Annotated in this window: 14 protein-coding genes; 8 read left to right on the forward strand and 6 right to left on the reverse strand. The window is 35.7% G+C overall.

What is annotated here, in order from left to right:
* Position 1 precedes the first annotated feature (1 nt).
* The 3 genes from bshA to OPU68_RS12660 all read right to left on the reverse strand — a co-directional run bounded on the left by bshA (position 2) and on the right by OPU68_RS12660 (position 3,534).
* Positions 2 to 1,162, reverse strand: coding sequence for an N-acetyl-alpha-D-glucosaminyl L-malate synthase BshA (gene bshA, locus OPU68_RS12650; protein WP_498474351.1), 1,161 nt, complete (start codon positions 1,160 to 1,162; stop codon positions 2 to 4).
* A 71-nt stretch (positions 1,163 to 1,233) separates the two neighbouring features.
* Positions 1,234 to 1,770 carry a hypothetical protein gene (locus OPU68_RS12655; RefSeq protein ID WP_498474352.1) on the reverse strand — a complete coding sequence of 179 codons (537 nt, stop codon included), beginning with the start codon at positions 1,768 to 1,770 and terminating at the stop codon, positions 1,234 to 1,236.
* A gap of 12 nt (positions 1,771 to 1,782) precedes the next feature.
* Complete coding sequence (locus OPU68_RS12660) at positions 1,783 to 3,534, reverse strand: glycoside hydrolase family 3 protein (protein WP_498474353.1); 1,752 nt, start codon at positions 3,532 to 3,534, stop codon at positions 1,783 to 1,785.
* 115 nt (positions 3,535 to 3,649) lie between these two features.
* On the opposite strand from OPU68_RS12660, the gene OPU68_RS12665 reads away from it, so the two are divergent.
* Together OPU68_RS12665 and OPU68_RS12670 are read left to right on the forward strand one after the other, a co-directional pair.
* Complete coding sequence (locus tag OPU68_RS12665) at positions 3,650 to 4,174, forward strand: hypothetical protein (protein WP_498474354.1); 525 nt, start codon at positions 3,650 to 3,652, stop codon at positions 4,172 to 4,174.
* 138 nt (positions 4,175 to 4,312) lie between these two features.
* Complete coding sequence (locus tag OPU68_RS12670; protein WP_498474355.1) at positions 4,313 to 4,948, forward strand: peroxiredoxin; 636 nt, start codon at positions 4,313 to 4,315, stop codon at positions 4,946 to 4,948.
* Between the two features lie 117 nt (positions 4,949 to 5,065).
* Here OPU68_RS12670 and OPU68_RS12675 read toward each other — a convergent pair whose 3' ends face one another.
* The 3 genes from OPU68_RS12675 to OPU68_RS12685 are packed head-to-tail and all read right to left on the reverse strand — an operon-like array spanning position 5,066 to position 7,842.
* Entirely contained in the window at positions 5,066 to 5,830 is a 765-nt protein-coding gene (locus OPU68_RS12675) for a hypothetical protein (RefSeq protein WP_498474356.1), read from the reverse strand.
* A gap of 19 nt (positions 5,831 to 5,849) precedes the next feature.
* Positions 5,850 to 6,908 carry a putative type IX sorting system protein PorV2 gene (locus OPU68_RS12680; RefSeq protein ID WP_498474357.1) on the reverse strand — a complete coding sequence of 353 codons (1,059 nt, stop codon included), beginning with the start codon at positions 6,906 to 6,908 and terminating at the stop codon, positions 5,850 to 5,852.
* A gap of 34 nt (positions 6,909 to 6,942) precedes the next feature.
* Positions 6,943 to 7,842 (reverse strand): DMT family transporter, encoded by a 900-nt coding sequence (locus tag OPU68_RS12685; RefSeq protein WP_498474358.1) that lies wholly within the window; start codon positions 7,840 to 7,842, stop codon positions 6,943 to 6,945.
* A 460-nt stretch (positions 7,843 to 8,302) separates the two neighbouring features.
* On the opposite strand from OPU68_RS12685, the gene OPU68_RS12690 reads away from it, so the two are divergent.
* The 6 genes from OPU68_RS12690 (at position 8,303) to OPU68_RS12715 (ending at position 15,436) form a co-directional block, all read left to right on the forward strand.
* A complete protein-coding gene (locus OPU68_RS12690) occupies positions 8,303 to 10,486 on the forward strand; it encodes a DUF8693 domain-containing protein (RefSeq protein WP_498474359.1) in 2,184 nt (727 codons plus the stop codon).
* Positions 10,487 to 10,558: 72 nt separating this feature from the next.
* Complete coding sequence (locus OPU68_RS12695) at positions 10,559 to 12,187, forward strand: acyl-CoA carboxylase subunit beta (protein ID WP_498474360.1); 1,629 nt, start codon at positions 10,559 to 10,561, stop codon at positions 12,185 to 12,187.
* A gap of 34 nt (positions 12,188 to 12,221) precedes the next feature.
* Positions 12,222 to 12,938, forward strand: a complete 717-nt coding sequence (locus OPU68_RS12700) for a hypothetical protein (RefSeq protein ID WP_498474361.1) — start codon at positions 12,222 to 12,224, stop codon at positions 12,936 to 12,938.
* Positions 12,939 to 13,092: 154 nt separating this feature from the next.
* Positions 13,093 to 13,359 carry a DUF2089 family protein gene (locus tag OPU68_RS12705; protein WP_498474362.1) on the forward strand — a complete coding sequence of 89 codons (267 nt, stop codon included), beginning with the start codon at positions 13,093 to 13,095 and terminating at the stop codon, positions 13,357 to 13,359.
* 5 nt (positions 13,360 to 13,364) lie between these two features.
* Positions 13,365 to 13,934, forward strand: a complete 570-nt coding sequence (locus tag OPU68_RS12710; protein WP_498474363.1) for a YIP1 family protein — start codon at positions 13,365 to 13,367, stop codon at positions 13,932 to 13,934.
* 101 nt (positions 13,935 to 14,035) lie between these two features.
* Complete coding sequence (locus tag OPU68_RS12715) at positions 14,036 to 15,436, forward strand: serine hydrolase domain-containing protein (protein WP_498474364.1); 1,401 nt, start codon at positions 14,036 to 14,038, stop codon at positions 15,434 to 15,436.
* Positions 15,437 to 15,465 lie beyond the last annotated feature (29 nt).

A 15,465-nucleotide genomic window follows, 5' to 3' on the forward strand; every position in this document is an offset into this window, starting at 1 on the left:
TTTAATTTCCAGCGTCAATCAACTTCGCTTCTTCAAACTTCGCAATCGTCGTTTCGTACATTTCGATGTAGATTGGAAGGATATTTTTGAGGTCAAATTTCAGTGCTTGTGCTTTCGCATTCTTTTTCATTTCGGCAAGAAGGTCTTCATTGCTCAAAAGTTTGATACAGTAATTGGACATTGCTTCCACATTTCCGATTTCAGCCAGGAAACCAGTTTCTCCTTGAATATTAACTTCCGGAATTCCACCAGCATTACTACTGATCACAGGCGTTCTTGCCGCCATCGCTTCCAAAGCCGCCAATCCGAAACTTTCCTGCTCAGAAGGCAAAAGAAAGACATCTGAAAGTTGTAGAATTCTATAAAGGTCATTCACTTTTCCAAGTAATTTTATTTTTCCAATCAATTCTGGATTTTCTTCCAAAAACTGATTGATTTTTTCCATTTCTGGACCTTCACCAATAATGATAAGTTTTGATTTTATTTTTTTATTGACATTCTTGAAAATCTCCAAAACATCCTGAATCCTTTTAACCGGACGAAGATTGGAAACGTGAATCAGGATCTTCTCATCGTCAGTCGCAAACTGTTCTCTTTGGCAAGTTTTGCAATCTTCATCAAAAACCGAATTATCTATAAAGTTAGTAATTACCTGAATCTCTTTCTGAATATTAAAAAACTGAAGCGTATCTTTTTTCAAACTTTCGGAAACTGACGTAATCGCATCGCTCTGATTGATGGAGAATTCCACAGCATGTTTGTAACTTGGATGTTGTCCAACTAAAGTAATATCTGTGCCATGAAGTGTGGTAACCAAAGGTACATCCTTGTGCTCTGCCTTCAACATTTGCTTTGCCGTGTACGCCGCATAAGCGTAAGGAATTGCATAATGCGCGTGCAAAATATCCAATTTATAGAGATTCACAACTCGGTAAATCATAGATGACAGAGCGATATCGTAAGGCTGATACTGGAACAGTGGATAAGTCTGAACATTCACTTTATGGAAAAAAATATTTGGATTGGTGACGTCTAAACGTGCTGGCAGTGCGGAACTTATGAAATGAACTTCATAGCCTTTATCGGCAAGACTCATTCCTAATTCTGTTGCTACAATTCCGCTTCCGCCGTAAGTTGGGTAACAAAGTATACCTATTTTCATTTCTTTTTGTACAATGTATTATGTAAAAAGTACAATGACTTTTTATTTGATTTATATTAGTTATCTCAAAATTATTTACTCAAATCAATCTCATTTGACCAAATTATTTTGATCTTCTTTCCTGAATCTACATTTCTAAGATAGTCGTCAAAATTATTATAGACATCATTGGTTTCAGCTTTTATAACTAAACCCACTTTTGTTTTTGATAATTCATCATTTACTTTTTCATCAGTAATATTATTATCTTTTAGAATATAAAACTCAAAATCTTTATATTCATCAGATTTCAATAAATGAGTCATAGGAAAGTTGGAATCACAATCTGTAGGCAATAAAGTTACCAATAATTTCTTTTTGTTATTAGTTGTAAAATCTTGTACAAAAGAACAAGACATTGTCCAAAATTTGATTTCTTTAATTGTATTATTTTTAACTGTTGCCTTTACCTTATAACCTATTTTTGATGGTCGATAAGCCAGCATATTTTCATTATTAAATTTAGTCAGATTTGATTTTATTAATTCAACTTCAACTGTCAAATCCTTTTCTTTTTTTGAACAAGAAAGAACGATAATTAAAGTAAAAAAAAATATTGCGAATCTCATTTTGTTCCAAATTTACTCAATTACAGTCTTAGAATTTTTTGTTTCCGAACTATTTTTTCTATCGGTTTGATTGGTTGGGATTTTAGTGTCAATATCCATTCCCATTCCGAATTTCAGATTATCATTGACTAAAACCGGAAGTCTTCCCACGATTTTCGTTTGACCTAAAATTCCCTTGGCTGTAGCTTTCATCGCATCGTCATTATTTTCGTAAGAAACTAAGACTGTGGAAACTTTAGAAATATCAATATCTTTTAAAGCGTAAGGACTTCCGAAAACATCCAGAATTACATTTTGATTTTTACTTAAATCTGAAAGAACCTTTTTGCTTGAATCCGAAATTTTATAAGGTTTATAAGCGGTTGAATTATCTTTGTGAAAACCAATAATTACCTTTGAATTAGTCGGAATTGTAGAGATTTCATTTGACTTTTTAAGAATTACCGTTGTTCCTGTATTTAATTGATTGAGGAAAGTTTCATAACTCGCTTCTTCCAGTGGAACGTAATAGTAAGTTTCTTTGCAATCCAATGGCAATAATTTTTTGTCATCTTTAAGTAAAGTCAAGGCGTTGGAATACATTTTCTGAACGATTTCGGAATGTGAAGCATTGTTCAAATCTTCATTGACGTTTTCCGGATTGACGTTGGAATATTGATTTAGACCTAAAAAATATTTTGTCAACAAAATTTTCTTCACGCTCTCTTCTACTCTGCTTTGTGGAATTTCTTTATTATCAAGCGCATTTTGAATCAGTTTTTTTCCGGTTGCAACATCCTGTGAAAACAGCATAATATCATTGCCGGCTTTGAAAGCCATTGCATCCAATTCTCCCGCCTTGAATTTGTTTGCAACGGCTCCCATATTAAGCGCATCAGTGATAATCAAACCTTTGTAGCCATATTTTTCTTTTAAAAGTCCGGTAATGATTTTTTTAGAAATGGAAGCTGGAATTCCTTTTTCATTTTCAAGATTTGGAACGTAAAGATGAGCAACCATTACACCACCAATTGATTTATTCATCAACGCTTTGAATGGTGCTAATTCAACTTGTTCCAATCTTTCCATAGTGTGGGGGACAACCGGCAAATCCAAGTGTGAATCTGTGGAAGTATCACCGTGGCCAGGAAAATGTTTGATGGCCGCTAGAATCTTATTATCCTGCAAACCGTTGGAATAAGCCAAGGCAGAATTCACCACATTATTAACATCGGAACCGAAACTTCTGTTTCCAATGATTGGATTGTTTGGATTTGTGTTGACATCTACAACGGGCGCAAAATCCCAATTGACGCCCATTCTCCTGCAATCTTCTGCAATTTTGGAAGACATTTCGTGAATCAGATTTTTATCCTGAATGGCTCCCAAGGTAATCGCCCACGGATATTTGTGTGCTTTTGCAATCCTCTGGAAAACGCCCCATTCCGCATCCATCCCAATCATCAGCGGCACTTTTGATTTAGATTGAAATTCATTGACTAAGTTTATTTCTCTCGCCGCATCGTCTTGCATCAGAATCAATCCACCGATTTTATCATTCAGAACAATATTTCTGATTTGGCTAATGTGAGCTTCGTCTTTGTTCGTGTATAGTGCAACGATGAAAAGCTGACCGAGTTTCTCCTCTTGCGAAAGTGAATTGTAAGTTTTATCAACCCAATCATTCGCCTTTTTAATTTCCGATTTGGAAATGTTTTTCGGTTGATACTGAGGGTAGTAAAATTGCGAAATAAAAGTTATTATTATGAGACTTAACCTTTTCATTTTTTTGATATCTAAAATTTTAGAAACTTTCCATAAAGATATTAAATCCGATGAAAATGGCTATTTTTATGGTCTGTTATTTGTAATTAAATTTATAACGTAAATAATTAAACTTATGAAAAAATTCCTTCCCCTCGTATTATTACTGATTTCCAGTATATTTATCTTTAGTTGTAAAGATGATGACGATGATTATGTACAAGTAGAAGTTGACTATCCAACTGTTTATGACATTAATGTCAATCTTGTACAAAATGCTACTAATTATTACGGTTACAATCAGCCATTTAATTTTCCTTTATTAAGTCAAGATATTGTTTTGGTATACCGTAAAAATAATCCTGGACAAAATAGTCCAATCTGGGAGCCGCTTCCAAAAACTTACTTCTTCGGGAGCGATGAGATGGATTATACTTTCGACTTCACAAGAGAGGATGTCCAAATTGATCTGAACACCAATTTTGATCTTTCTTTAACTGATGCTGCTTTTAAAAGCCAATATATCAACGGACAAACTTTCAGAGTTGTTTTGGTTCCTGCGGTCTTTGGTGGCAAAAGTTCTGTAGATCCTAGAAAATTAAGCTATGAAGAAGTGATTAGACTTTATAAGATTGACGACAGTAAAATCGGAAAATTATAGGCTTACATTCAGAATAAAAACTTAAACCACATTCATTTGTGGTTTTTTTATTGATGAAAATAAATAATACTAAATTAGTATGAATTGAAATTTTTATCATTAAATTTGTTATCCATTAATCAAAAAAATATTAATAATATGTCTATTAAACTTGGTGATACAGCTCCCGATTTCGATGCAGAAAGCAGTCTTGGAAAACTTAATTTTTATGAATACCTAGGCGATTCCTGGGGAATTTTGTTTTCCCATCCTGCTGATTACACACCTGTCTGTACTACAGAACTCGGAAGAACATCAGAACTGAAACCGGAATTTGATAAAAGAAATACAAAAGTTCTGGCATTAAGCGTTGACGGAATCGAAAATCACAAAGGCTGGATTTCTGACATCAATGAAACTCAGAATACAGAAGTGGAATTCCCGATCATTGCAGATCAGGATAAAAAAGTATCTGAACTCTATGATTTTATCCATCCAAATGCAAGTGCAACTTTAACGGTAAGATCACTATTAATCATAGATCCATATAAAAAAGTAAGATTGATCATTACCTATCCTGCTTCTACCGGAAGAAATTTTACAGAAATCCTGAGAGTTTTGGATTCATTACAATTGGTTGATGACTACGGCGTTGCAACGCCTGTTGACTGGAAAGACGGCGAAGATGTAATCATTCCACCGGCTGTTTCGCAGGAAGATGCGGAGAAAAAATTTACAAAAGGTGTGAGAGTTGTGAAGCCATATTTGAGATTTACACCTCAGCCTAATAAATAATAATTTGCTGGTAGCAATTGGCTTTTGGTTCTTTGCTTACTAAAAGTACTTAAACAAAAAAATGGTCGGAATCGCTTCTGACCATTTTTATTTTTGTTAAGATAAAATTTGTTCTAATTAATTGGCAGTAAAAACTACATTTGAAAATTCCCCGTTGCTCTTTGGCATTTCAATGGTGATATTCCCATTTTCGTAATAGCCGATTGTGGATTCTCCTGTTCCCAGTTTCACTCTGTAAACATCCTTCTTAGCCGTAGATTTGAATGTAGCAAAGGGAACCGAACTATTTCCGTCTACCAAAATAAACTGACTGTCATCTATCTGAATTTTCTGTAAATTTAATTTTCCGTTTGTGTATCTCTGTGCAGTTTTTGCAGATTGAGAAGTTGTTTCATTCGGTTTTCTTTCTTCGATAACTTTAGCTGTCTCCTGAGGTTTAGATTCCGCAATCTTTTGTACTGCTTCACTAGGATTTGAAACAGGAATCTGAACAACAGCACGCTTTAGAGCGTCCTGAAATCCCGGTTCAAATTCTTTGATTGTACTCACACCTTTCAGGGCCAGTACGATTTGATTATTACAATCTTTGAATTGTACAATAACCTTATTTCTAAACATACTTTTATCGTCCATAACCTCTGAACTCAAAACCTGACAAGGATTATTGAGTGCATCTGCGGGCCAGTCAGATTTGGTTTCAGGAAGGATTGCGTATTTTTTTCCCTTCAAAGATTTTTCCAGAATCCCGGTTAAATTATAAGATCTGTTTTCTTTAAAATCATTGAATTCCTGAGGAATCAAAACATATTTGTAGTCAGAAACAGTCTGAGATTTTATTAATACAATAAAAATAACAGACAAAAAAATGGAAATTTTTTTCATAATAAAGAACTTATTTTTTTTAATTTCTGAAACCCTGCATATCCAGTTTCAGAGAAAAGAAATTAGAATAAAAATTAGAACCGCCGATTCCGGAATTTGTGATGGCATAATCCAAAGTTAAGCCTTTGTATTTGATTCCAATTCCTGCACTTGGCTGGAAGGATACTTTTCTTTTCAGATCCTCGATGTCAGAAATGGTCTGAAACCTGTTGAAACCCAACCTCACAAAAATCATATCCTGAAAGATCAATTCTCCGCCGGCATAAGGTGTGATACTTGCAAAATCTGTGGAAACCAAAGCTGCAGTTTTAGCAAAATCGATATTAAGGCCAGCTTCAGGAAGCAATTTCAAATCTCGATTGAATTCATAAGTTCGGCTCACAGCAAGATTCAGTTTTGGCATGGTAATTTCCATTTTATCCGTCGGAGCAGGGTTGAATTCTTCGCCATTTACAACTGCTGATAATTCCTTTTGATTAATCGTCCAGAAATTGACCGTTGTAGTTGCATCTCTCAGCATAAATCCAAGATTCCAATCTGTATCTGTGTGATAAACGGCGCCAAGATCAAAACCAAAACCATATCCGCTGGCAAATTTACCAACGTTTCTATAAACCACTTTTGCCGTCGCACCCACGTCTAATTTCTGGTTTCCGTTTGGATGGAAAGCATAAGAAAATAAAGCAGCGTAATCTGATGTAGAAAAAGAACTGATTTTATCATAATCAATATTTCCTTCAGAGTCAATTAATTGAGTTGTATTAAGGATATTATCTACACCGAGCCTGACTAATGAAATGGCAAAAACGCCGTTCCCATAATCCAGAGGTTTGGCGTAAGAAATGTAGTCGTACTTGGCGATAGATTCAAAGTATTCTGCGTGCATTGCGGCGACTTGCCAGTCACGGTCTATTTTAATCAGTCCTGCGGGATTCCACATTGGGGAATACACATCGTCCTGATTGGAAACTACCGCACCACCCATCGCAAGACCTCTTGCGCCCGCTCCGATATTCAGGAACTCATTGGAGTATTTTCTGATGATTTGTGCATCAGAAAACTGGGTTAAAATTAGCATTAAAAAAAATAAAAATCTTCTCATTAATAAGTGTTTACAGAGGTTTTGTTTCTGTAATGATATCTTCTTTCTTCCTTCTCGATTTGATGATTCCGTTGACCACAATCGAGGCAATCATCACGAAAGAAGCGCCATAAAAAACAGGACTCATGTGCTCTGATGCTCCAAAGATAAAAAAAGCCAGGATAATCCCATAAACTGGTTCCAGATTTACCGTCAGAATCAATGTAAAAGGCGAGATGAATTTCATCAGTTTCACACTTTCAAACATTGGATAAGCTGTAAAGACGGAAGCCAGCAATAATACTAACGCAATATCAGTATAACTTATTTCGCTGACTGAAGAAATTTGTCCTGAAAAAATAAAAAATAAACTGATAATTAACCAGCCGCCGGCAATTTCGTAAAAAATAATATTTCCTGAACTGGTTTTTCCAAACATTTTTCCGTTGAAAACCGAAAAGATTGTTCCAAACAACGCGCACAGAATTCCGTAGATAATTCCTTCTTTATATTTCAGTTCTGCATTGAAGATCAAAGAAATACAGACTACAATGATAAGGCCGATGATCACTTCTACCCAATCTGGTTTTCGGCGATATATCAAAGGTTCTATCAAAGACGCAAAAAGCGTGGATAGTGAGAGACAAGACAAAGCAATTGAAACATTTGAAACCTTAATCGACTGAAAGAAAAACAGCCAGTGAAAAGCCATTACGCTGCCGATTCCTACCAGTTGAAATAAGAGATTTTTAGGAACTTTGATGCTTTCTTTTTTGATTAATCTGATATACAGATAAAGAAACACCGCTGCAAATAACATCCGGTAAAAAACAAGGACCTGAGCTTCCGCCAAAATCAATTTTCCAAGAATTGCCGTAAATCCCCATAAAAAGACGATAAAGTGTAACCTCAGCAGATAAGAATTCTTCATTGGGACTATTGATTTTCAGTCTGCAAAATTATAATAAATATTACAGATTTGAAGTCTAAAAATAAATATTAGGAGCCAATCTCAAAATTAAAAAATCCGCCCAGAAATTCGGGACGGATCTTTTAATAAAGAACTTATTAAAAATAACATAAACTAACTAAAAATTTATTTCACTTTGAAACTAATAACGCTAGAAAAAGTTTTTTATTATTAGTCTAAGATGTTTAATTCGGTAAACGTAAGCTATGCTCCATAATCTACATATTCTGGAGATATGATATTAAAAAATCATTCATGATAAAAAATTAAAATAAAGTCAAAAAAAATTATAAATATTCAACCATAAAAAATTATATAAACAAATTCAGCTATCACAACCACAAAATCAACACAATTAAACAATCAACAATCTGACTTACAACATATTAAATAAAATATTTACATTTGTAAAAACCCTATTATGAAAAAAAATATTTTATTATTGATTGGGATTGTTGTCTTTTCTTTTTTGAACTCTCAAACATTTTCTGGCGGATTCCCAGCTTTTAAACAAAGAGGTGCTGCCGCAGCTACGATAAAATACTATTGCATAGACAACGGTGGAGGTTGTAGCGGAAGAACCGTGTATGACGGAAGTGATCTGGGAACTTACCTAACAGGAAAAAATACACTTAGATTTATGGGTGGTGAAGCCGCAGTTTCCAGATGCGGATCAGAAACCATCTCCGGTGTCACCATGTATTACAGAGTCTATCCTACAGCTTCTCCCGCAGGATCTTTTGCAAGCATCAGTTATACAAAAAGTTCAGACTCTACAAATGGTTGCGGAGGCAGAAATGAAATCTGGAAAACCATCTACACTGGTGATGGAGTTGCCATTTCAAACACATTACCCATAGGCAATTACACCGTAGAGATCTATTACACAATGACGACAGGCTCCGGAACAGTACTTCTAAATAATGGCGGCACAAATTATAAAGCCACTTTTACAATGATAGACAATACCACATGGAACGGAACAACGTGGGACAATGGTGTACCAGGAAGTACAGTCAATGCAACCATAGATGGAAATCTGACCTTCAATTCTGTTGCTGCTACCAATAATTTAACAATCAATCCCGGCTATACACTTACCATTGCAGAAGGATATTCTTTGAAAGCCTATGGAAATGTTGTTAATAATGGAACCATCATTGTAGAAAACGACGCTACATTTTTACAGGAAAATGGAGATTCTTACTCTGGAACAGGAAATGCGATAGTTTACAGAGAAGCTAATTTAAAAAGGTCGGATTACAATTACTGGAGCTCACCTGTATCAGGACAAAATCTCTATAATTTTTCGTCCGGCACCCCAACCAATCGTTTTTTTGTTTATAATGAAGCTACGGATAATTTTGTTACCACAGGTCTTAATGCCAGCTCAACATTCAGTCCGGGAATAGGATATGCTATCCGCGGAAAAAACAGCTATCCAACAGATGCTCTGGTAAATGAAAGCTTCACATTCACAGGCGTTCCTAATGCGGGATTAATCTCCATAACATTGAAAAAAAGCGCAGGAGCTGATAAAGGATATAACCTTATTGGTAATCCTTATCCTTCCAACATCAATTTTTCCAGCTTGTTTAATTATAGTACAAACAAAAATGCAATCTATAACAAACAATGGCTCTGGACCAATCTGAATTCTGTGACTGCCCAACAAGGCTCGGATTACAATGGTAATAACTATGCAACCTATGTTTCGGGCGTAGGTGGTGTTGGACCTACATACGTCTCTACCAGCGTAGAGGAATCGTCTTTGAGACCATTGGCCTACACAAAAATTGCCCAAGGCTTTATTGTTCAGGCAAAATATGACAACGCTCCGTTACTTTTCAACAATGGCATCAGATCGTCTAACACAACAGATTCTATTTTCTTTAATAAAAATTCCAATGATGAAGAGGAAGGAGATGAGGAAGATGACGAACAAGAAGTGATAGACCGCTATTGGCTGAAACTGATTACGCCGCAAAATTTGGGAAATACAATTCTGCTTGCATATAACGAAAACGCAACCAATGATTATGATCCGGATTACGACGCCGACCTTTTAAGCATTGGTAATGACTCGTTCTATTCCAATTTGGGATCTCATAAATTACAGATCCAGTCCCGGGCAAAACCTTTTAATACAAACGACGTAGTTGATTTGGGAATCAAATGCTCAACCACAGGTAATCACATTATTGCAATAGATGGTAAGGATGGTGTTTTTACAAATCAGGCTATTTACATCAAAGATAATTTAAATGGCTCTGTGCAAAATCTTCAGGACGCTTATTATACATTTTCTGCTTCGCCCGGTCAAGATGACAACCGTTTCCAGATCATTTATCAAGATGCTGTTTTGGGAACCGAAAATCCTGTGAAAAACCAATTACTGATTTATAAAAATTCGTCAGGATTGATTGTAAAAGACAGTCAGGAGATCAGTAAAGTTGAAATTTATGATGCTTCCGGAAAAATGGTATTTTCTAAAAGCAATCATTCTAAAGAATTGACTATCAACATTGAAAAATACATTAAAGGTCTTTACATTGTAAAGGTCACACAAAAATCAGGAATTACGACTAAGAAAATAATTTTATAAATATTTGTGATAAACAAATCGCTCGTGATATTTTACAAAAAAGTTTATCTTTAGCGCCAAAGAAAATCAAAAATGGATCTGGAATTCAATAAAAGAGAAGACATCAACAAACTGAAACTTTCTGACATCAAGAAAACCTTGTCAAAAATCAAATTGGGCGGCGGCGAAAAAGCACTGCAGAAGCAACGAGATCAAGGAAAAATGACTGTAAGGGAAAGATTGGAATATCTTTTTGATAAAAATTCTGACTCCATAGAAATTGGTGCATTTGCGGGCTACGAGATGTATGAGGAGCAAGGCGGATGTCCTGCTGGCGGTGTTGTAGTAATGATAGGTTACGTTTCCGGAAGACAATGCATTGTAGTTGCAAATGATGCTACCGTAAAAGCCGGTGCCTGGTTCCCAATCACAGGAAAGAAAAATCTGCGTGCTCAGGAAATCGCGATGGAAAACCGTTTGCCAATCATTTATTTAGTTGATTCAGCCGGTGTTTTCTTGCCAATGCAGGATGAGATTTTCCCCGATAAAGAAATGTTCGGAAGGATTTTCAGAAATAATGCAAAGATGAGTTCTTCCGGAATTGTTCAGATTTCTGCCATTATGGGAAGCTGTGTTGCCGGTGGTGCTTATCTGCCAATTATGAGTGACGAAGCGATGATTGTTGACAAAACAGGAAGTATTTTCCTTGCAGGAAGTTATCTTGTAAAAGCTGCTATCGGTGAAAACATTGATAATGAATCTCTTGGAGGTGCTACGATGCATTGCGAAATATCTGGAGTTACAGATTATAAAGCCAAAGATGATAAAGATGCTCTGGACAGAATCAAAAACATCATGAAATCCATAGGTGATTTTGACAAAGCTGGATTTGACAGAATAGAAAGTGCCCCACCAAAAGAAAATCCCGATAATATTTTTGGAATAATGCCTGCCGTTAGATCAGATCAATATGATGTTTTAGAAATCATAAAATGTCTGGTTGACAATTCTGAATATGAAGAATACAAACCAGACTATGGCAAAAGCATCATCTGTTGTACTGCAAGAATTGACGGTTGGAGCGTAGGAATCGTAGCCAATCAAAGAAAAATGGTGAAGAGCGGAAAAGGCGAAATGCAGTTTGGAGGAGTTATTTATTCTGATTCTGCTGATAAATCCACACGTTTTATTGCGAATTGTAATCAGAGAAAAATTCCTTTGGTTTTCCTTCAGGATGTGACAGGATTTATGGTTGGCTCAAAATCCGAACAAGGAGGCATCATAAAAGACGGTGCAAAAATGGTAAACGCCGTTTCCAATTCAGTGGTTCCGAAATTCACAATAATTACAGGAAATTCTTACGGTGCAGGAAATTACGCCATGTGCGGAAAAGCCTATGACCCAAGACTGATTGTCGCCTGGCCTTGGGCAGAACTCGCTGTGATGGGCGGTTCTCAGGCTGGTAAAGTTCTACTGCAAATACAGGAATCTGCACTTAAGAAGCAAGGAAAAGAAATTACTGATGAAGACAGAAAAGAACTGTTAGACAGAATATTAAAAGATTATACCAGACAAACCCAGCCAACTTACGCTGCTGCAAGACTTTGGACAGATGCAATTATAAACCCTGTGGACACAAGAAAATGGATCAGCATGGGAATAGAGGCTGCCAATCATTCGCCGATTACAGAAAAATTTAATCTTGGTGTAATACAGGTATAAAAATTTGTATTAACTTTGCACAAAACACACACAGATGAAAAAAAATTTAACTCTGGCTGCCGGATTCCTGGCAACCATTACTTTTGGGCAATGCACAATTGTCGGAAACAGCGCTATCAAACCAAATGAAACTGCATCTTTTTCCGTAGATGCAAAAGCACAATGTGACGAGTGTTATTTTTGGAAATCTTCCAACGAGCAAAGTCTCAAAATAGAAGGCAATAACAAAACTAATAAAGTTACAGTAACGGCTGCAAGTCCTGCAAAAAACATACTTTCTGTTTCGGTTTTGACGAATCAAGGTCTGTTGCAATGTGAAAAAGCCCTTGACGTTGTGGATACCAAGCAAAACATTATAGAAAATAGCTGCGGTATTCAGATTGATGATTTTAAAGATGTAAAGGTAACAGAATCAGTTATTTCATTTTTTCCAAATGAGAATTCATCCGATTATCTCTACAAATGGACAGTGAGTTATGCCAATGGAGAAGCACAGGAATCTAACGAGAAAATCCCACAATTTTTCTATTCGGAAATTAATTACATCAAAACTGTAAAACTGAAAATAACCTCAAAAAGTCCTATCTGCTCTATTATCCTTACCAAAAAATTTGATCAAAATTATTGGAAACCTGCATCTGCTAAATTCGGAAACATAGAACAGAAAGTATATTCCCAGGGGAGCTACAGCGAATATGTAAAGTCCGATGACAAAACAAAAAATGACATCACTAATATTAATATACAATAATATTATCTTCTTTAAAATGATATTGATAAAAATTAAAGCTTCCGTAAATGGAAGTTTTTTTATGTCATTAAGTCAAATGAATTTCAATAAAATTAAAATATTTTTTAACTTTATTAAAATAATTATTACATTTGTAAAATAAAATTAAATAAAAATGAAACTTCCGACAGTTTGTCCCAGTTGCGATCATACGCTTAATGTAAGTCAGATGAAATGCCCTTCCTGCGCCACACAAGTGAATGGCGATTACGAGCTTCCGGTTCTTTTGAAACTAAGCCGCGACGATCAGGACTTTATTCTCAACTTTTTTCTTTCCAGCGGAAGCATTAAGGAGATGGCTAAACAAGCTGAACTTTCTTATCCAACAATGAGAAATAAAATGGATGATCTCATCGAAAAAGTTAAAAAACTTCAAAAATAAAAACTATGACCTGGAAAACTATTTTCAATCCATTTGAGAAATTTGACGAGAAGCACATGTTGACTTTGGGTATCATTTTTTTTATTATCAATATTTTCGGATGTTTCTACGCAGGATTGATTAACGACAGCATCTTCCATTTATCGATGCCGGATGATGAGCAAACGATTTGGGATGTTAGCAGAATCAATTTTTTGAGTTACATTTTCGCAATGATTGTTCTATTGGTTTTTTCCAAATTCATTAACAGGAAAGCACGAATTATTGATATTATTAACACAGTTTTAGTCTCTCAGATTCCGCTGATTATTGCAATGCCTATGATGGGATTGCCTTTTTATAAAGCTGCGCTAAGTAGCGTAGCAAGAGGAGAAGGAAATCCGGCAAATGTAGAAATGTTAGATCTGATCATAGTTGCAGTTGGTGGCTGTGCAACTTTGCCACTTCTTGTTTACAGTTTTGTACTTTATTTCAATGGTTTTAAAACTGCTACAAATGTTAAAAAATGGCAGCATATTGTTGCATTCGCAGTTACGTCGCTTTTAATAACTATCACTAGTCAAGCTATATTTTAATCAAAATATAATTCTATGAAATCGCAATTCCCAAACTTATTCAGCTAAACCATCTCAGCTGGCGATTGCATAAGGCCTTTAGCAAACCATAAATTTTACATATGAAAACCAAACTATTATTGGTGCTGATTTTATTAGCACAGACTTTTTACGCCCAAGATTTAACTGGCTCCTGGAAAGGCGAACTCGAATTGGGAGGAATGCAACTGCCTCTGATTTTTAATATTAAAAAAGAAAACAACGCATACATCTCATCTGCGAAAAGTCCAAAACAAAATGACAAAATCATCACTGTTGACAAAACTGAATTTGCAAATAACGAATTGGTTTTTGAAATGAATGAATTGAGCGCATCTTACAAAGGTCTACTGATTAAGGATCATTTTGAAGGCACTTTTAAACAAAACGGCCGTTCTTTTCCACTCAATCTTTTCAAAAATAACGGCGATGAAAAAACAAATCCTAAAAATGAAAAGATAAAAGACATCGGGAACCGTGAAATCAACACGGCGAAACTCGATGATTTTCTGGATTATATGACCCAAAACAAACAGAGCATCGGCAACATCTCTATCTTCCAAAAAGGGAAAGAAGTTTACAAAAGAGACTTCGGGCAAGACCATTTGCCGAACGTCAAATGGAATGCAGAAACCGTTTATCAGATTGGTTCTATCAGCAAATTATTTACTGCCGTCATGCTGATGCAGCAAGTCGAAAAAAGTAAACTGAGCATTGCCGACAAGCTTTCCAAATATTATCCTGAGCTTCCGAATGCAGACAAAATAACCATAGAAACAATGATGAATCATACAAGCGGTCTGGGCGACTATGTCGGCGAACATTACCAGTGGCTTTTCAAAAAACCGGTTGGAGACAAGGCTATTCTTGATACGATAAAAGCGCAGGGTGTAGAGTTTCAGCCGGGAGAAAAAACCAGGTATTCCAATTCCGGCTATTACCTGCTGAGCAGAATCCTTGAAAAAGTGGCGAAGAAACCTTACAATGCTCTTTTGAAAGAAAACATTACAGATAAAATTGGATTGAAAAACACATTTTCTATTCTGGACAAGCCGAAAAATGTTTTCAAATCTTATGAAAATAAGAAAAGAATCTGGCAAGAAAAAGAAGATTTCGATTTCAGAAACTGTGTTGGAGTGGGCGACTTGGTTTCAACGCCGAACGATCTGAATCTCTTTATCAATGCTTTATTTAATAACAAATTAGTTGCAAAGGAAACGCTTGACAGGATGATGCCAAAACCAGGAAAACCTTTCGGATTGGGCTTAATGGCGGTGCCGTTTTACAATCAGGTTTCCTTTGGACACGGCGGTGATACTGCAGGATCACATTCGATTACATCTTACAGCAAAAAGGAAGATTACTCGATTTCTGTTGTGATCAACGGCGAAGAATATCCGCACAATAATTTTAATATTGGGATTCTGAACATCATTTACAACGAAGATTTTGACTATCCTAAATTTGAAAATAAAGACAAATAAAAAAGCGGAATTAATTTTCCGCTTTTGTT

Source organism: Chryseobacterium sp. TB1-D10 (genome assembly GCF_059803555.1).